The 17027-nt window shown below is 65.9% G+C and carries 14 protein-coding genes; 11 read left to right on the forward strand and 3 right to left on the reverse strand.

The window, feature by feature from the left end:
- Positions 1–70: 70 nt before the first annotated feature.
- Genes GV001_RS19795 through GV001_RS19805 form a run of 3 tightly spaced genes read right to left on the reverse strand, consistent with a single transcriptional unit; the run spans position 71 to position 2530 of the window.
- Entirely contained in the window at positions 71–835 is a 765-nt protein-coding gene (locus GV001_RS19795) for a TerB family tellurite resistance protein (RefSeq protein WP_160083027.1), read from the reverse strand.
- A gap of 1 nt (position 836) precedes the next feature.
- A complete protein-coding gene (murU, locus tag GV001_RS19800; RefSeq protein WP_160083029.1) occupies positions 837–1508 on the reverse strand; it encodes an N-acetylmuramate alpha-1-phosphate uridylyltransferase MurU in 672 nt (223 codons plus the stop codon).
- Positions 1505–2530: an aminoglycoside phosphotransferase family protein gene (locus tag GV001_RS19805; RefSeq protein ID WP_160083031.1), complete on the reverse strand. Its 1026-nt coding sequence runs from the start codon at positions 2528–2530 to the stop codon at positions 1505–1507. Before GV001_RS19805 ends, murU begins: the two co-directional genes overlap by 4 nt.
- Before the next feature lie 127 nt (positions 2531–2657).
- Here GV001_RS19805 and GV001_RS19810 point away from each other — a divergent pair, with 127 nt between their 5' ends.
- From GV001_RS19810 to GV001_RS19860, 11 genes are all read left to right on the forward strand, one after another.
- Complete coding sequence (locus tag GV001_RS19810; RefSeq protein ID WP_160083033.1) at positions 2658–5429, forward strand: LPS-assembly protein LptD; 2772 nt, start codon at positions 2658–2660, stop codon at positions 5427–5429.
- The gene (locus GV001_RS19815; RefSeq protein WP_160083035.1) at positions 5404–6702 is read left to right on the forward strand and encodes a peptidylprolyl isomerase; all 1299 of its coding nucleotides are present in this window, start codon (positions 5404–5406) and stop codon (positions 6700–6702) included. Before GV001_RS19810 ends, GV001_RS19815 begins: the two co-directional genes overlap by 26 nt.
- Before the next feature lie 265 nt (positions 6703–6967).
- Positions 6968–7963, forward strand: a complete 996-nt coding sequence (gene pdxA, locus GV001_RS19820) for a 4-hydroxythreonine-4-phosphate dehydrogenase PdxA (RefSeq protein WP_160083037.1) — start codon at positions 6968–6970, stop codon at positions 7961–7963.
- A gap of 79 nt (positions 7964–8042) precedes the next feature.
- Entirely contained in the window at positions 8043–8849 is an 807-nt protein-coding gene (gene rsmA, locus GV001_RS19825; protein ID WP_160083039.1) for a 16S rRNA (adenine(1518)-N(6)/adenine(1519)-N(6))-dimethyltransferase RsmA, read from the forward strand.
- Between the two features lie 180 nt (positions 8850–9029).
- Positions 9030–9410 (forward strand): Co2+/Mg2+ efflux protein ApaG, encoded by a 381-nt coding sequence (gene apaG, locus GV001_RS19830; RefSeq protein WP_160083041.1) that lies wholly within the window; start codon positions 9030–9032, stop codon positions 9408–9410.
- Positions 9410–10234 carry a symmetrical bis(5'-nucleosyl)-tetraphosphatase gene (locus tag GV001_RS19835; protein ID WP_160083043.1) on the forward strand — a complete coding sequence of 275 codons (825 nt, stop codon included), beginning with the start codon at positions 9410–9412 and terminating at the stop codon, positions 10232–10234. Before apaG ends, GV001_RS19835 begins: the two co-directional genes overlap by 1 nt.
- Positions 10231–10560, forward strand: coding sequence for a thiosulfate sulfurtransferase GlpE (gene glpE / locus GV001_RS19840; protein WP_160083045.1), 330 nt, complete (start codon positions 10231–10233; stop codon positions 10558–10560). Before GV001_RS19835 ends, glpE begins: the two co-directional genes overlap by 4 nt.
- 276 nt (positions 10561–10836) lie before the next feature.
- Positions 10837–12759 carry a PrkA family serine protein kinase gene (locus GV001_RS19845; protein ID WP_160083047.1) on the forward strand — a complete coding sequence of 641 codons (1923 nt, stop codon included), beginning with the start codon at positions 10837–10839 and terminating at the stop codon, positions 12757–12759.
- A gap of 74 nt (positions 12760–12833) precedes the next feature.
- Positions 12834–14102 carry a YeaH/YhbH family protein gene (locus GV001_RS19850; RefSeq protein ID WP_160083049.1) on the forward strand — a complete coding sequence of 423 codons (1269 nt, stop codon included), beginning with the start codon at positions 12834–12836 and terminating at the stop codon, positions 14100–14102.
- 11 nt (positions 14103–14113) lie between these two features.
- Positions 14114–15679: a SpoVR family protein gene (locus GV001_RS19855; RefSeq protein ID WP_160083051.1), complete on the forward strand. Its 1566-nt coding sequence runs from the start codon at positions 14114–14116 to the stop codon at positions 15677–15679.
- 99 nt (positions 15680–15778) lie between these two features.
- On the forward strand, positions 15779–17011 hold the full coding sequence (locus GV001_RS19860) for a multifunctional CCA addition/repair protein (protein ID WP_160083053.1): 1233 nt from the start codon (positions 15779–15781) through the stop codon (positions 17009–17011).
- Positions 17012–17027 lie beyond the last annotated feature (16 nt).

Below are 17027 nucleotides of genomic sequence, written 5' to 3' on the forward strand. Positions count from 1 at the left end.
GACGGCGCGAGGTTTAGAGCTCTACTCGCGAGCGACGCGCGTGTCCTCTGGCAGGTGCGCTTACAGCCGCTTAGCGAAAGCCATGCCGCGAGCGAATCAGCTCATAGGCCTGGTGCAGCGCGCCGGTGCGCTCGGTGGCGGCGCGAATCTGCGCCGGCGTCGCCCCGGCTCCGGCCAGTTTGTCCGGGTGGTGCTGGCTGAGCAGCTTGCGGTAGGCACGCTTGATCGCCGCCGCCTCGCTGTCGCGGCGCACCCCGAGCAGGCGCAGGGCCGCCTGGTAATCGGCGGACGGCACTTCGGCCTGGCGCCGGGCGGGCTCGTACTCGTCGGCCAGGGCATTCAGCTCTTCCAGGGCCCAGCCCAGGCAACGCCCCCACTGCTGGATCAGCTCGTACTCGCGCGCGCTGACCCGGCCATCGGCCCAGGCCATGCGCCAGCACCCGCGCAGCACCAGGTCGGCCCGCTCCGGGCGGCCGCGCAGGGCCTGCAGCGGCAGGGCAAAATCGTCGCCGGCCAGCTTGCCGCGGTTGAACGCCTCCATCGCCCGGCGCCGCGCCGCCTCGTTCAGGCCCAGGCGCTGCATCTCCTGACGGGCCTGCTGGATATGCAGCTGCAACACGCGCCCGCCGCTCTTGGCCAGGCGGCCGAGAAGCATGAACAGCAACTCGTCGTCATCCACCGTCGCCCCGCCGAACAGGGCGCGCAGCGCGGCCCAGGAGGTCAGCTGGAGGCGCCGGTCGACCACCTGGCCGAGCACGCCACCGAGCAGCGCCCCGGGAATGCTCGCCAGCGCCCAGCCGGCCAGGGCGCCGAGCACGGTTATCGGCCAGAGCACGTCAGGACCTCGCCGCCAGCAACTGCTCGACCTCGGCCAGGCGTTCGTGGGTGCCGACATCCACCCAGCGCCCGCGGTAGTGCTCGCCGCTCACCAGGCCGTCGGCCATGGCCCGGCGCAGCAGCGGTGCCAGCTTGAACGCGCCGGCCTGGCAGCCGGCGAACAGCTGCGGATGCAGCACGGCCACGCCACTGTAGGTCAGGCTCGCCTGCCCGGGCCGGAGTTCGCCGACCCGCCCGTCCTGCAGGCAGAAGTCGCCGCCCGGGTGATGGGCCGGATTGTCCACCAGCAGCAGATGCGCCAGGCCCGCCAGCGGCCGGCGCAGGGCGGCGAAATCGCAGTCGGTCCAGATATCGCCGTTGACCACCAGAAACGGCTGCTCGCCCAGCAACGGCAGGGCGCGGAAAATCCCGCCGCCGGTCTCCAGCGGCTCGCCCTCGGCGGAATAGTCGATGCGCACGCCGAAGCGCGCACCATCGCCCAGGTAGTCCTCGATCTGCTGACCGAGCCAGGCATGGTTGATCACCAGCTCGCGGAAACCGGCCGTGGCCAGGGCGCGCACATGGAACTCGATCAGCGGCACGCCGCCGGCACGCACCAGCGGTTTGGGGGTATGCAGGGTCAGCGGGCGCAGGCGCTCGCCCTTGCCCGCCGCCAGAATCATCGCCTTCATGCCGGTTGCAGCTCCTGGTGCGGCAGGCTGGCGAGCAGCTCGCCGAGTGCCGCCAGTTCCGGCCGGCGGGCCAGCACGGCCTCTATATAGGCGAAGAAGCGCGGCACGTCGGCCAGGTACTTGGGCTTGCCGTCGCGGTGGCAGATGCGCGCGAAGATGCCGATCACCTTGAGATGGCGCTGCACCCCCATCAGGTCGCTGGCCCGGTGGAACGCCGCGAAGTCCGCCGGCAGCTCGATCCCGGCCTCGCCCGCCAGCTGCCAGTAGCGCTGCAACCAGCCCAGCACGCGCGCTTCCGGCCAGCTGAGGAAGGCATCCTTGAACAGGCTGGTGACGTCGTAGCTGACCGGCCCATGCACCGCATCCTGGAAGTCCAGCACGCCGGGGTTGGGCGCACTCAGCATCAGGTTGCGCGGCATGTAGTCGCGGTGCACCAGCACCCGCGGCTGCGCCAGGGCACTGTCGACCAGCAGGTCGCAGACCTGCCGCCAGAGCGCCTGCTGCCCGGTATCCAGTTCGACGCCCAGGTGGCACTGCAGGTACCAGTCGGGGAACAGCTGCAGCTCGCGGCGCAGCAGGGCGTCGTCATAGGCCGGCAGCTGGCCGTCGACCGGCAGCTTCTGTATAGCCACCAGCGCCTGCAGGGCCTGCTCGAACAGGGCATCGGCATTGTCCGCGGTTAGCACTTCCAGCCAAGTCTGCCGGCCCAGGTCGTCGAGCAGGAGGAAGCCACGCTCGACATCGGCAGCGAGAATCCGCGGCACGTGCACGCCGGCAGCGGCGAGCATGCCGGCCACCTTGACGAAGGGCCGGCAGTCTTCCTGGGGCGGCGGCGCGTCCATGACGATCAGCGTGCGCCCAGCCCCCTGCCAGCGGAAATAGCGGCGAAAACTGGCATCGCTGCTGGCCGCAGTCAGCTCGGCAGCGGGCACCGCACCCCAGCCTTCGGCGGCGAACAACGCGGGCAAACACTGCTCCAGCCAGCCCTGCAGAAGCGGGAGGCGTACATCTTGATCAGGCATTACAAGGGTCTCCGACGGCGCTAGCCGTTGTGCGGGTCATGCTTTATTATCCAGCATCTTTTTTCGCCCATCGAGAGGCGTGCGGCCCCCGCGGGTCGAAGGCGCGCAGGAAGCCCGGACTAACAAGATGGCAGTAAAACTCCCCGTGTTCCGTAAAAAATTCCCATTGCTGGTCACCGGCAGCCTACTGGCCCTTCAGCCCGTAGCCACGCCTTTTGCTGTCGCCGCCGAGCAGTTCGACTGCCAGGCCTCCGCCACCGGCGGCTGGGCCTGTTCCCCGAAGACCGCGGACGCCGCCCAGCTGCCGCGCCCGCAGCATAGCGCGACGGCGGTCAGTGCGGTTGCCGGCAACGGCGCTGCCCAGTCGGCCGACGGCCAGGCCGCCAACGCAACCGTACTGGTGACCGAAAGCCAGGGCAAAGGCCTGAGCAGCCGCAGCGCCGACTACAGCCACCTCGACTGGGTGCCGCGCGACAAGCTGACCGCCGCCCAGCTGGCCGAAGTCGGCCCGTACTGCGCCGGTTCCTATGTCGAGCCGCTGCGCCCGGGCATGAGCGACGACACGCCGATGGACGAAGCGCCGATGTTCGTCTCGGCCAAGGCCTCGCGCTACGCTCAGGAAACTCAGACCGCTACCCTCGCCGGTGACGTCGTGCTGCGCCAGTCCGGCATGCAGATCGAGGCCGACGAGGCCAAGCTGCACCAGACCGAAAACCGCGGAGAACTGATCGGCAACGTCAAGCTGCGCGACCAGGGCACCCTGGTGGTGGGCGACCGCGCCGAGATCCAGCTGGACAACGGCGAGGCCAAGATCGAGAACGCCGAATACGTCCTGCACAAGGGCCACGTGCGCGGCAGCGCGCTGTACGCCAAGCGCGAAGACAGCGCGATCATCCGCCTCAAGGATGGTACCTATACCCGCTGCGAACCGGGCAGCAACGCCTGGAACCTCAAGGGCAACAACGTCAAGCTGAACCCGGCCACCGGCTTCGGCACCGCGACCAACGTGACCCTGCGGGTAAAAGACATTCCGGTGTTCTATACCCCCTACATCTATTTCCCGATCGACGATCGCCGCCAGTCCGGCTTCCTCGCCCCGAGCATCGGCTCGTCGAGCGACACCGGCTTCCTCCTGGCCACCCCGTACTACTTCAACCTGGCGCCGAACTACGACGCCACCCTGTACCCCACCTACATGAGCAACCGCGGCCTGCTGATGGAAGGCGAGTTCCGCTACCTGACCAAGGGCAGCGAAGGCCAGGTCGGCGGGGCCTGGCTGGACGACGCGGAAGACGAGCGCGAGCTGCAGTCCGAATACGAAGACCAGCGCTGGATGTACAACTGGCAGCACAAGGGCGGCCTCGACTCGCGCCTGCTGGCCGAAGTCGACTACACCGACATCAGCGACCCCTACTACTTCCAGGACCTGGACAGCGACCTGGAAGTCAGCAGCACCACCTTCGTCAACCAGCGCGGCGCGCTCACCTATCGTGGCGACAACTTCACCGCCGGCCTCAACGCCCACGCCTACGAGCTGGCCACGGTCACCGACATCACCCCCTACGACCGTCTGCCGCAGATCACCTTCAATGGTGCCCTGCCGTTCCAGCCGGGCGGGCTGAACTTCGCCTACCAGACCGAGTTCGTGCGCTTCGACCGCGACCTGCGCAGCGGCAACTTCAGCGACGAAGACGGCAACCTGGAACCCTGGTACGACACCCGGATCAAGGGCCTGGCCCGCGCCAATGGCGACCGCATCCACCTGGAGCCGGGCGTCAGCCTGCCGCTGAACTGGAGCTGGGGCTACGTCAAGCCGACCATCAAGTACCTGCATACCGACTACGATCTGGACCTGGACCAGCAGGGCAAGAACACCCTGCTCGCCGAACAGGATTACAGCAGCAGCCAGGACCGCGGCGTCGGCCTGTTCAATCTGGATAGCGGCCTGTACTTCGACCGCAACACCTCGCTGTTCGGCACCAACTACCGGCAGACCCTCGAACCGCGCCTGTACTACCTGTACGTGCCGGAAGAAGACCAGACCGACATCCCGGTGTTCGACACCGGCGAGAACACCTTCAACTACGCTTCGCTGTTCCGCGAGAATCGCTTCTCCGGCAAGGACCGCATCGGCGACGAGAACAAGCTGTCGCTGGGCGTGACCAACCGCTGGATCGAGTCGAACGGCTTCGAGCGGCAGCGTTTCAGCATCGGCCAGGCCATCTACTTCGCCGACCGTGAAGTGCAGCTGCCCGGCATCGACTACCGCACCCGCGACGATGCCCAGGCCAATGTCTCGCCCTATGCGCTGGAATACCTGTACCGCTTCAACCGCGACTGGCGCCTGTCGTCCGATTTCAACTGGGATCCGGACAGCAGCAGCACCCGTTCCGGCAGCGCGATGTTCCACTACCAGCCGGAAGAAGACCCGAACAAGGTGGTCAACGTCGGTTATCGCTACCGCAACGACACCGTGCGCTACGACCAGTCCACCGGTGACTGGGTGGTGGGCGGCGGCGACTTCGGTACGCCTGGCCAGCCGGGCTACATCAAGGACTACTACAAGATCGAGCAGCATGACTTCTCGGTGATCTGGCCGATCGTGCCGCAGTGGAGCGCCATCGCCCGCTGGCAGTACGACTACAACCAGACCCGCACCCTCGAGGCCTTCGGCGGCTTCGAGTACGACAGTTGCTGCTGGAAACTGCGCCTGATCAACCGTTACTGGGTCGACTACGACGAATACAGTCTGAACCCGGACCAGAACGACCAGGCCGACCGCGGTATCTTCCTGCAGATCGTCCTCAAAGGGCTCGGCGGCGTGGTGGGTAACAAGGCGGAAAGTTTCCTCGACCAAGGCATCCAAGGTTATCGTGAACGTGAAGACCAAGCTTTCTGATTGCCTGCGCCCGCTGCTGTTGGGCGCAGTATTCCTCGGCACTGCAGCACAGGCCGAAGTTCAGTCCCTCAACCGCGTGATCGCCATTGTCGATAACGATGTGATCATGCAGAGCCAGCTGGACGCCCGCACCCGCGAGGTCCAGCAGACCATCGCCAAGCGCGGCGCCCAGGTGCCGCCGGCCGACGTGCTCAGCCAGCAGGTGCTCGAACGCCTGATCGTCGAGAACCTGCAGCTGCAGATCGGCGAGCGTTCCGGCATCCGCATCACCGACGAAGAGCTGAACCAGGCGATGACCAGCATTGCCCAGCGCAATCGCCTGACCCTGGAACAGTTCGGCGCCGCCCTGGCGCGTGACGGCCTGACCCTCAAGGATGCCCGCGAACAGATTCGCCGCGAGATGGTCATCAGCCGCGTGCGCCAGCGCCGCGTGGCCGAGCGCATCCAGGTCACCGACCAGGAAGTGCAGAACTTCCTCGCCTCCGACATGGGCAAGATGCAGCTCTCCGAAGAGTTCCGCCTGGCCAATATCCTCATCCCGCTCCCCGAAGGCGCGTCCCCGGAAGCCATCCAGGCCGCCGCGCGCAAGGTCAGCGGCCTGTATGACCAGCTGCGCAGCGGCGGCGATTTCGCCCAGCTGGCCATCGCCAACTCGGCCAGCGAGAACGCCCTGGAAGGCGGCGAGATCGGCTGGCGCAAGGCCGCCCAGCTGCCACCGCCGCTGGATGGCGTGATCGGCGCCCTGGCACCCGGCGAGATCACCGAGCCGATTCGCACCCCCAACGGCTTCATGATCATCAAGCTGCTGGAAAAACGCGGCGGCGACAGCATCGTGCGCGATGAGGTGCACGTGCGCCACATCCTGATCAAGCCCAGCGAGATCCGCAGCGAAGGCGAGACCAAGCGTCTGACCGAGCGCCTGTACGAGCGCATCGTCGCCGGCGAAGACTTCGCCGAACTGGCGAAGAGCTACTCCGAAGACCCGGGCTCGGCCCTCAATGGCGGCGATCTCAACTGGATCGACCCCAACAGCCTGGTGCCCGAGTTCCGCGAAGTGATGGCCAAGACCCCCAGCGGCGAACTGTCCAAGCCGTTCAAGAGTCCCTACGGCTGGCACGTGCTGGAAGTCATCGGCCGCCGCGCCACCGACAGCAGCGAACAGGTCCGCGAGCAGCAGGCGATGAACGTGCTGCGTAACCGCAAGTACGACGAGGAACTGCAGGCCTGGCTGCGCCAGATCCGCGACGAGGCCTACGTCGAGATCAAGCTCTAAGAGCCTGTTTACGACTTTCTGAGCTAGAGCCAGGCAAGGCGAAATTGGGCGAGGAAGCGGAATTTACGAGCTGTAAATGAGCATTCCGAGCCCGATTTCAACGCCGCATGGCCGACGATCAGGAGATCGCAGACAGGCTCTGACAGGGCTTGCTGCAATACCCCAGCCCGGCTCAGCCGGGCTTTTTTTCGCCAGTGCATTTCGGCGTAGAGTGCTGGTACTTGCCGCCCTTGGCGCCCGACCGTTATCCAGAAGAGAGCCCGCGATGACCACCGCCCACCTTTTCGCCCTGACCCCCGGCGAGCCTGCCGGCATCGGCCCGGACCTGTGCCTACTGCTGGCCCGCAGCGCCCAGCCCTACCCGCTGATCGCCATCGCCAGCCGCGAACTGCTCGCCGCGCGCGCCGCGCAGCTCGGCCTGCACATCGCCCTGCTGCCGGCCGAACCGGGCCGCTGGCCGAGCGCAGCGGCGCCGGCCGGCAGCCTGTACGTCTGGGATACCCCGCTGCAGGCGCCGGTCGTGGCCGGCCAGCTGGACAAGGCCAATGCCGCCTATGTCCTGGAGACCCTGACCCGCGCCGGCCGGGGCTGCATCGACGGCCACTTCAGCGGCATGATCACCGCCCCGGTGCACAAGGGCGTGATCAACGAGGCCGGCATCGCCTTCTCCGGGCACACCGAATTCCTCGCCGAGCTGACCCACACCGAACAGGTGGTGATGCTGCTCGCCACCCACGGCCTGCGCGTGGCCCTGGTCACCACCCACCTGCCGCTCAAGGACGTCGCCGCCGCCATCACCGCGGAACGCCTGGCGCGGGTCGCGCGCATCCTGCACACCGACCTGGTGGAGAAATTCGGCATCGCCCAGCCGCGCATCCTGGTCTGCGGCCTCAATCCCCACGCCGGCGAAGGTGGCCACCTGGGCCGCGAGGAAATCGAGGTGATCGAACCGACCCTGGAGCGGCTGCGCGGCGAAGGCCTGAACCTGGTCGGCCCGCTGCCGGCCGACACCCTGTTCACCCCCAAGCACCTCGACCACTGCGACGCGGTGCTGGCGATGTACCACGACCAAGGCCTGCCGGTACTCAAGTACAAGGGCTTCGGCGCGGCGGTCAACGTCACCCTGGGCCTGCCGATCATCCGCACCTCGGTCGACCACGGCACCGCCCTGGACCTGGCCGGCAGCGGCCGGATCGACACCGGCAGCCTGCAGGTCGCCCTGGAAACCGCCTATATGATGGCCACCGCGCGCCAGGCTTAGAGCCTGGCCGCTTGGCTGCTAAACTGCCGCTCTTTGCATTGCGCTTTGAGCTTGTGGCTTGAAGCTTGGAGCCGTACCGATGTCCGAATACCAACACCGCGCGCGCAAGCGCTTTGGCCAGAACTTCCTGCACGACGCCGGGGTGATCCATCGCATCCTGCGCGCCATCCACGCCCGTGAAGGCGAGCGCCTGCTGGAGATCGGCCCGGGCCAGGGCGCCCTCACAGAAGGGCTGCTGAGCAGCGGTGCGCAGCTCGACGTGATCGAACTGGACCTCGACCTGATCCCGATCCTGCAGGGCAAGTTCGGCCATCTGGCCAATTTCCGCCTGAACCAGGGCGACGCCCTGAAGTTCGACTTCAACCGCCTCGAAGCCGCGCCGCACAGCCTGCGCGTGGTCGGCAACCTGCCCTACAACATCTCCACCCCGCTGATCTTCCACCTGCTGGATAACGCCGAGCTGATCCGCGACATGCACTTCATGCTGCAGAAGGAAGTGGTCGAGCGCCTGGCCGCCGAACCGGGCGGTGGCGACTGGGGCCGGCTGTCGATCATGGTGCAGTACCACTGCCGCGTGGAGCATCTGTTCAACGTCGGCCCGGGCGCGTTCAACCCGGCGCCCAAGGTCGACTCGGCCATCGTCCGCCTGGTTCCCCACGAAGTGCTGCCGTTCCCGGCCAAGGATCACCGCCTGCTCGAGCGGGTGGTGCGCGAGGCCTTCAACCAGCGCCGCAAGACCCTGCGCAACACGCTCAAGGGCCTGCTCAGCAGCGCCGAGATCGAAGCCGCCGGTGTCGATGGCAGCCTGCGCCCGGAGCAGCTCGACCTGGCCGCCTTCGTGCGCCTGGCCGATCAGCTCGCCGTGCAACCCAAGGCCGTGCCTTAGAACCTGGGCAACGTCTCGCGAGCTAGAGCCAGACAAGGCAAAAATGGCCGAGGGAGCGGAGTTTACGAGTTGTAAATGAGCATCCCGAGGTCATTTTTAACGCCGTATGGCCGACGCGCAGCAGACATTGCACAGGTTCTCAGGACTAAACTGCATTTCCAGCTTGTCGAGTTGCCACCCATGTCCGATCCGCGCTATCAGGTCGACGTCAGCGTCGCCACCCGCTACCTGCCGGAGCAATCCAGCCCGGAGCAGAACCGTTTCGCCTTCGCCTACACCGTGACCATCCACAACAACGGTGCGGTGGCCGCCAAGCTGCTCAGCCGCCACTGGGTCATCACCGACGGCGATGGCCGCGTGCAGGAAGTCCGCGGCGCCGGCGTGGTCGGCCAGCAGCCGCACCTGCAGCCGGGCGAGAGCCACGTCTACAGCAGCGGCACGGTGATGGCGACCAAGGTCGGCAACATGCAGGGCAGCTACCAGATGCTGGCCGACGACGGCAAACGCTTCGATGCCGTGATCGCCCCGTTCCGCCTGGCCATGCCGGGGGCCCTGCACTGATGGCCACCTATGCCGTGGGCGACCTGCAGGGCTGCCTGCAACCGCTCAAGTGCCTGCTCGAACGGGTCGCCTTCGACCCGGCCAAGGACCGCCTGTGGCTGGTCGGCGACCTGGTCAACCGCGGCCCACAATCCCTGGAGACCCTGCGTTTCCTGTTCGCCATGCGCGATGCGCTGGTCTGCGTGCTGGGCAACCATGACCTGCACCTGCTGGCCGTGGCACACAACATCGAGCGCCTGAAGAAGAACGACACCCTGCAGGAAATCCTCGACGCCCCGGATCGCCAGGACCTGCTCGACTGGCTGCGCCTGCAGAAGCTGATGCACCATGATGCCGAGCGCGACATCACCCTGGTGCATGCCGGCATCCCGCCGCAGTGGACCGTGGAAAAGGCCCTCAAGCGCGCCGCCGAAGTCGAGGAAGTGCTGCGCGACGATGCGCGCCTGCCGCTGTTCCTCGACGGCATGTACGGCAACGAGCCGGCCAAATGGGACAAGGACCTGCACGGCATCCCGCGCCTGCGGGTGATCACCAACTACTTCACGCGCATGCGCTTCTGCAAGGCCGATGGCACCCTCGACCTGAAGAGCAAGGAAGGCGTCGGCACCGCCCCGCCCGGCTACGCCCCCTGGTTCAGCTACCCGCAACGCAAGAGCCGCGGGCGCAAGATCATCTTCGGCCACTGGGCGGCGCTGGAAGGCAACTGCGACGAACCCGGCCTCAGCGCCCTAGACAGTGGCTGCGTGTGGGGCGGCACCCTGACCCTGATGAACATCGACAGCGGCGAACGCCTGCGCTGCGACTGCACGGAGAACACCCCATGAGCGAATTCAAACGAATCCCCCCACAACAGGCCCAGACCCTGCGCGAACAAGGCGCCGTGGTGGTCGACATCCGCGACCCGCAGAGTTTCGCCAACGGCCATATCAGCGGCTCCCGGCACCTGGACAACCACTCCCTGGCCGACTTCATCGCCAAGGCCGACTTCGACCAGCCGCTGATCGTCACCTGCTACCACGGCAACTCCAGCCAGAACGCCGCCGCCTACCTGGCGCACCAGGGCTTCGCCGAGGTCTACAGCCTGGATGGCGGCTTCGAGCTGTGGCGCAGCCAGTACCCGGGCGAAGTGGCCCAGGGCGGCAGCGAGTAAAAAAAATCTGCCGGCGCGAGCCCGCGCTGCGCCTGCCCTTCAGCGCCTTGTCGACAAGCGGCAATATCCTGTCACCCTCTTGCCATCCTTGCGCCTGCCGAATCCGAACTACTCTTAAGTCGAGGCCATCCAAAAGGAAGAGCCGGCACACCGGTTCCGGGCCATCGGTTGCGTTTTTGAGGTGTTCTGGGGGATTTCCGACGGCCGCTGCGGCGGCCAGCCCTGCACCCGCCCGATTCCCCCGTGCCGGCTCCATGCAGCGAGCGAGGTGCAGTCATGAGCATATTCAGCCACTTCCAGCAACGCTTTGAAGCGACCCGCCAGGAGGAATATTCCCTTCAGGAATATCTGGAGCTGTGCAAGACGGATCGCAGCGCCTATGCCACGGCGGCCGAACGCCTGCTGATGGCCATCGGCGAACCGGAGCTGATCGATACGTCGAGCAACTCGCGCCTGTCGCGGATCTTCTCCAACAAGGTGATTCGCCGCTACCCGGCCTTCGCCGACTTCCACGGCATGGAAGAGTGCATCGACCAGATCGTCTCCTACTTCCGCCACGCCGCCCAGGGCCTGGAAGAGAAGAAGCAGATCCTCTACCTGCTCGGCCCGGTCGGCGGCGGCAAGTCCTCGCTGGCCGAGAAGCTGAAGCAGCTGATGGAAAAGGTGCCCTTCTACGCGATCAAGGGCTCGCCGGTGTTCGAATCGCCGCTGGGGCTGTTCAACGCCGATGAGGACGGCGCCATCCTCGAAGAGGACTACGGCATCCCGCGGCGCTACCTGAACAGCATCATCTCGCCCTGGGCCACCAAGCGCCTGACCGAGTTCGGCGGCGACATCAGCCAGTTCCGCGTGGTCAAGCTGTACCCCTCGATCCTCAACCAGATCGCCGTGGCCAAGACCGAGCCGGGCGACGAGAACAACCAGGACATTTCCGCCCTGGTCGGCAAGGTGGATATCCGCAAGCTGGAGGAATTCCCGCAGAACGACGCCGACGCCTACAGCTACTCGGGCGCACTGTGCCGGGCCAACCAGGGCCTGATGGAATTCGTCGAGATGTTCAAGGCGCCGATCAAGGTGCTGCACCCGCTGCTGACCGCCACCCAGGAAGGCAACTACAACAGCACCGAAGGCCTCGGCGCGATCCCCTACAGCGGCATCCTGCTGGCCCACTCCAACGAGTCCGAGTGGCACAGCTTCCGCAACAACAAGAACAACGAGGCGTTCATCGACCGCATCTACATCGTCAAGGTGCCCTACTGCCTGCGCGTCACCGACGAGGTGAAGATCTACGACAAGCTGCTGTTCAACAGCTCGCTGGCCCATGCCCACTGCGCGCCGGACACCCTGAAGATGCTCGCCCAGTTCTCCGTGCTGAGCCGCCTGAAGGAGCCGGAGAACTCCAACATCTACTCGAAGATGCGCGTCTACGACGGCGAGAACCTCAAGGATACCGACCCCAAGGCCAAGTCGATCCAGGAATACCGCGACACCGCCGGGGTGGACGAAGGCATGACCGGCCTGTCGACCCGTTTCGCCTTCAAGATCCTGTCCAAGGTGTTCAACTTCGACCCCCATGAGATCGCCGCCAACCCGGTGCACCTGCTCTACGTGCTGGAGCAGCAGATCGAGCAGGAACAGTTCCCCGCCGAGGTCAGAGAAAGGTATCTGCGCTTCATCAAGGAATACCTGGCGCCGCGCTACATCGAGTTCATCGGCAAGGAGATCCAGACCGCCTACCTGGAGTCCTACAGCGAGTACGGGCAGAACATCTTCGACCGCTACGTGCTGTACGCCGACTTCTGGATCCAGGACCAGGAATACCGCGACCCGGAAACTGGCGAAATCCTCAACCGCGTGGCCCTCAACGAGGAACTGGAGAAGATCGAGAAACCGGCCGGCATCAGCAACCCGAAGGATTTCCGCAACGAGATCGTCAACTTCGTGCTGCGCGCCCGCGCCAACAACAACGGCAAGAACCCGACCTGGCTCAGCTACGAGAAGCTGCGCGTGGTGATCGAGAAGAAGATGTTCTCCAACACCGAGGATCTGCTGCCGGTCATCAGCTTCAACGCCAAGGCGAGCAAGGAGGACCAACAGAAGCACAACGACTTCGTCACCCGTATGGTCGAGCGTGGCTACACCGAGAAGCAGGTGCGCCTGCTGTCCGAATGGTATCTGCGGGTTCGCAAGTCGCAGTAACCCATCGCCGGCGCTCCTCCGTGGCCGCGCCGGCTGCCGCGGGCCTGCACGGGCCCGCGTGCTAAGGAGACGTCATGAGCTATGTCATAGACCGACGCCTGAATGGCAAGAACAAGAGCACGGTGAACCGCCAGCGCTTCCTGCGGCGTTACCGTGACCACATCAAGAAGGCCGTGGAGGAGGCCGTCAGCCGGCGCTCCATCACCGACATGGAGCACGGCGAGCAGATCAGCATTCCCGGCCGCGACATCGACGAGCCGGTGCTGCACCATGGCCGCGGCGGCAAGCAGACCACCGTGCACCCGGGCAACAAGCAGTTCAGCGGCGGCGACCATATCCCCCGCCCCCAGGGCGGCGGCGGGCGCGGCGCCGGCAAGGCGAGCAACTCCGGCGAGGGCATGGACGAGTTCGTGTTCCAGATCACCCAAGAGGAATTCCTCGACTTCATGTTCGAGGATCTGGAGCTGCCCAACCTGGTCAAGCGTCACCTGACCGGCAGCGACACCTTCAAGACCGTGCGCGCCGGCATCAGCAACGAGGGCAATCCATCGCGCATCAACATCGTGCGCACCCTGCGCTCGGCCCATGCGCGGCGTATCGCCCTGTCCGGCAGCAGCCGCGCCAAGCTCAAGCTGGCCCTGGCCGAACTGGAGCGGCTGAAGGTCGAAGAGCCGGACAACTTCGGCGATATCCAGGAAATCGAGGCGGAAATCGTCAAGCTGCGCGCGCGCATCAACCGCGTGCCGTTCCTCGACACCTTCGACCTCAAGTACAACCTGCTGACCAAGCAGCCCAACCCCAGCTCCAAGGCGGTGATGTTCTGCCTGATGGACGTGTCCGGCTCGATGACCCAGGCCACCAAGGACATCGCCAAGCGCTTCTTCATCCTGCTGTACCTGTTCCTCAAGCGGAACTACGACAAAATCGAGGTGGTATTCATCCGCCACCATACGAGTGCGAAAGAGGTCGACGAGGAGGAGTTCTTCTACTCGCGGGAAACCGGCGGCACCATCGTCTCCAGCGCGCTGAAGATGATGCAGGAGATCATGGCCGCGCGTTACCCGGTCAACGAGTGGAACATCTACGCCGCCCAGGCGTCGGACGGCGACAACTGGAATGACGATTCGCCGGTCTGCCGCGATATCCTGATCAATCAGATCATGCCGTTCGTGCAGTACTTCACCTACGTCGAGATCACCCCGCGCGAACACCAGGCCCTGTGGTTCGAGTACGAACAGGTCGGCGAAAGCTACGCCGACACCTTCGCCCAGCAGCAGCTGGTCTCGGCCGCGGACATCTACCCGGTGTTCCGTGAACTGTTCCAGCGCCGCCTGGTGACCTGAGGGGAACCGCGATGACCGCCACCGAGAAAAAACGCCAGCCGATTTCCACCGGCTCGGAATGGACCTTCGAACTGGTGCGCGCCTACGACCGCGAGATCGCGCGCCTCGCCGAACGCTACGCGCTCGACACCTACCCCAACCAGATCGAGGTGATCACCGCCGAACAAATGATGGACGCCTACGCCTCGGTCGGCATGCCGCTGGGCTACCACCACTGGTCCTACGGCAAGCATTTCCTGGCCACCGAGAAGGGCTACAGCCGTGGGCAGATGGGCCTGGCCTACGAGATCGTGATCAACTCCGACCCGTGCATCGCCTACCTGATGGAAGAGAACACCATGTGCATGCAGGCCCTGGTGATCGCCCATGCCTGCTACGGCCACAACAGCTTCTTCAAGGGCAACTACCTGTTCCGCACCTGGACCGACGCCAGTTCGATCATCGACTACCTGGTGTTCGCCAAGCAGTACATCATGCAGTGCGAGGAGCGCCACGGCATCGACGCGGTGGAGGACCTGCTCGATTCCTGCCACGCCCTGATGAACTACGGCGTCGACCGCTACAAACGCCCCTACCCGATCTCCGCCGAGGAGGAGCGGCGCCGGCAGAAGGACCGCGAGGAGCACCTGCAGAAGCAGATCAACGACCTCTGGCGCACCATCCCCAAGAGCGCCAGCAAGGGCCACGACCAGGACAGCAAGCGCTGGCCGGCCGAACCGCAGGAAAACATCCTGTACTTCCTGGAGAAGCACGCGCCGCTGCTGGAACCCTGGCAGCGCGAGGTGATCCGCATCGTGCGCAAGATCGCCCAGTACTTCTACCCACAGCGCCAGACCCAGGTGATGAACGAGGGCTGGGCGACCTTCTGGCACTACACCCTGATGAACGACCTGTACGACGAGGGCCTGGTCACCGACGGCTTCATGATGGAGTTCCTCCAGTCGCACACCAGCGTGATCTACCAGCCCGGCTTCGACAGCCCCTACTACAGCGGCATCAACCCCTACACCCTGGGTTTCGCCATCTACAGCGACATCCGCCGCATCTGCGAACACCCCACCGAGGAAGACCGTCGCTGGTTCCCCGACATCGCCGGCAGCGACTGGCTGTCCACCCTCAAGTTCGCCATGGCCAACTTCAAGGACGAGAGTTTCATCCTGCAGTTTCTCTCGCCCAAGGTGATCCGTGACCTCAAGCTGTTCAGCGTGATGGACGACGACCAGAAGGACGACATGCTGGTCCCGGCGATCCACGACGAGCCGGGCTACCGCATCATCCGCGAGACCCTGGCCGCGCAGTACAACCTGGGCAACCGCGAACCCAACGTGCAAATCTGGAGCGTCGACCGCCGCGGCGACCGCTCGCTGACCCTGCGCCACCAGCAGCACGACCGCAAACCGCTGGGCGACTCCACCGACGAAGTACTCAAGCACCTGCACCGCCTGTGGGGCTTCGACATCCACCTGGAGGTGCGCCAGGGTGAACAGACCATCTCCGTGCAGCATGTGCCCCCGCGCGGCGAAGCGGCAACCGAGGGCGACTACCCGCGCCTGGATCTGATGCTCCCGCCACCCTGAGGCCTGCTCCCGTTTCGCTCACAGCCGCGACCACGCCACCAGCGCCGCCCGCCCGGCAGCGTTTTCGCTTATCCTCCGCCGCTACGGAGGAATCAACTCATGCAGATCTACAAGGTCGGCGGCGCCGTGCGCGACCGCCTGCTCGGGCGGCCGGTCAGCGATATCGACTGGGTGGTGGTCGGTGCCGATGCGGCGACCATGCAGGCCCAGGGCTTTCGCCCGGTGGGCGACGACTTCCCGGTGTTCCTCCACCCCCGGAGCGGCGAGGAATATGCGCTGGCCCGCACCGAGCGCAAATCCGGCCAGGGCTATGGCGGCTTCACCTTCCATGCCAGCCCGGACGTGACCCTGGAGGAAGACCTGATCCGCCGCGACCTCACCGTCAACGCCATGGCCGAGGACGACCAGGGCCGGGTCATCGACCCCTATGGCGGCCAGCGCGACCTCGAGGCGCGGGTGCTGCGCCATGTTTCCCCGGCCTTCGCCGAAGACCCGCTGCGCGTGCTGCGGGTGGCCCGCTTCGCCGCGCGCTATGCACCGCTGGGTTTTACCGTCGCCAGCGAAACCCTGGCGCTGATGCGCCAGCTGGCCGAATCCGGCGAGCTCAGGGCGCTGACCGCGGAACGCAGCTGGAAGGAAATCTCGCGCGCCCTGCTGGAGCCCTGCCCCGAGGTGTTCATCCAGGTGCTGCGCGACTGCGGCGCCCTGGCCGAACTGCTGCCGGAAGTCGACGCGCTGTTCGGCGTGCCGCAAACCGCCGCCCATCACCCGGAGCTCGACACCGGCCTGCACACCCTGATGGTCCTGCAGCAATGCGCCCGCCACGCCCAGCCGCTGAGCGTGCGCTGGGCCTGCCTGCTGCACGACCTGGGCAAGGGCACCACGCCGCCGGCCGAGTGGCCGCGGCATATCGCCCACGAAACCCGCGGGCTGAAGCTGATCCGCGCGGTCAACGCGCGCTGCAAGGTGCCCAGGGATTGCGCCGAGCTGGCCCTGCTGGTCGGCGAGTACCACACCCATGGCCATCGCGCCCTGGAGCTACGGGCTACGACCTTGCTGGAGCTGCTGCAGAGCTTCGATGTCTACCGCCGGCCGCAGCGCTTCGAGGAGTTCCTCGCCGCCTGCGAGATGGATGCCCGCGGTCGTCTCGGCTTCGAAGAGCGCGCCTACCCCCAGGCCGCCTACCTGCACGGTGCCATGCAGGCCGCCCGCGCGGTGGCGGTGCAGCCCCTGCTGGCCCAGGGCCTGCAGGGTGCCGAACTGGGCGAAGCGCTCAAGCGCGAACGCCTGCAGGCCCTCAAGGCCTACAAGGCCGGCGCAGTGGCCGAATAGACGGCGCAAGCGATCA

This window comes from Pseudomonas sp. 8AS (genome assembly GCF_902506505.1).
In the GTDB taxonomy this organism is placed as follows: Bacteria; Pseudomonadota; Gammaproteobacteria; order Pseudomonadales; family Pseudomonadaceae; genus Aquipseudomonas.

Coding starts and splice junctions, on each gene's coding strand:
- pdxA (WP_160083037.1), top strand. CDS start 6,968: ATGACCACCGCCCACCTTTTCGCCCTGACCCCCGGCGAGCCTGCCGGC.
- GV001_RS19850 (WP_160083049.1), top strand. CDS start 12,834: ATGAGCTATGTCATAGACCGACGCCTGAATGGCAAGAACAAGAGCACG.
- GV001_RS19835 (WP_160083043.1), top strand. CDS start 9,410: ATGGCCACCTATGCCGTGGGCGACCTGCAGGGCTGCCTGCAACCGCTC.
- GV001_RS19810 (WP_160083033.1), top strand. CDS start 2,658: ATGGCAGTAAAACTCCCCGTGTTCCGTAAAAAATTCCCATTGCTGGTC.
- apaG (WP_160083041.1), top strand. CDS start 9,030: ATGTCCGATCCGCGCTATCAGGTCGACGTCAGCGTCGCCACCCGCTAC.
- GV001_RS19860 (WP_160083053.1), top strand. CDS start 15,779: ATGCAGATCTACAAGGTCGGCGGCGCCGTGCGCGACCGCCTGCTCGGG.
- rsmA (WP_160083039.1), top strand. CDS start 8,043: ATGTCCGAATACCAACACCGCGCGCGCAAGCGCTTTGGCCAGAACTTC.
- GV001_RS19805 (WP_160083031.1), bottom strand. CDS start 2,530: ATGCCTGATCAAGATGTACGCCTCCCGCTTCTGCAGGGCTGGCTGGAG.
- glpE (WP_160083045.1), top strand. CDS start 10,231: ATGAGCGAATTCAAACGAATCCCCCCACAACAGGCCCAGACCCTGCGC.
- GV001_RS19845 (WP_160083047.1), top strand. CDS start 10,837: ATGAGCATATTCAGCCACTTCCAGCAACGCTTTGAAGCGACCCGCCAG.
- GV001_RS19855 (WP_160083051.1), top strand. CDS start 14,114: ATGACCGCCACCGAGAAAAAACGCCAGCCGATTTCCACCGGCTCGGAA.
- murU (WP_160083029.1), bottom strand. CDS start 1,508: ATGAAGGCGATGATTCTGGCGGCGGGCAAGGGCGAGCGCCTGCGCCCG.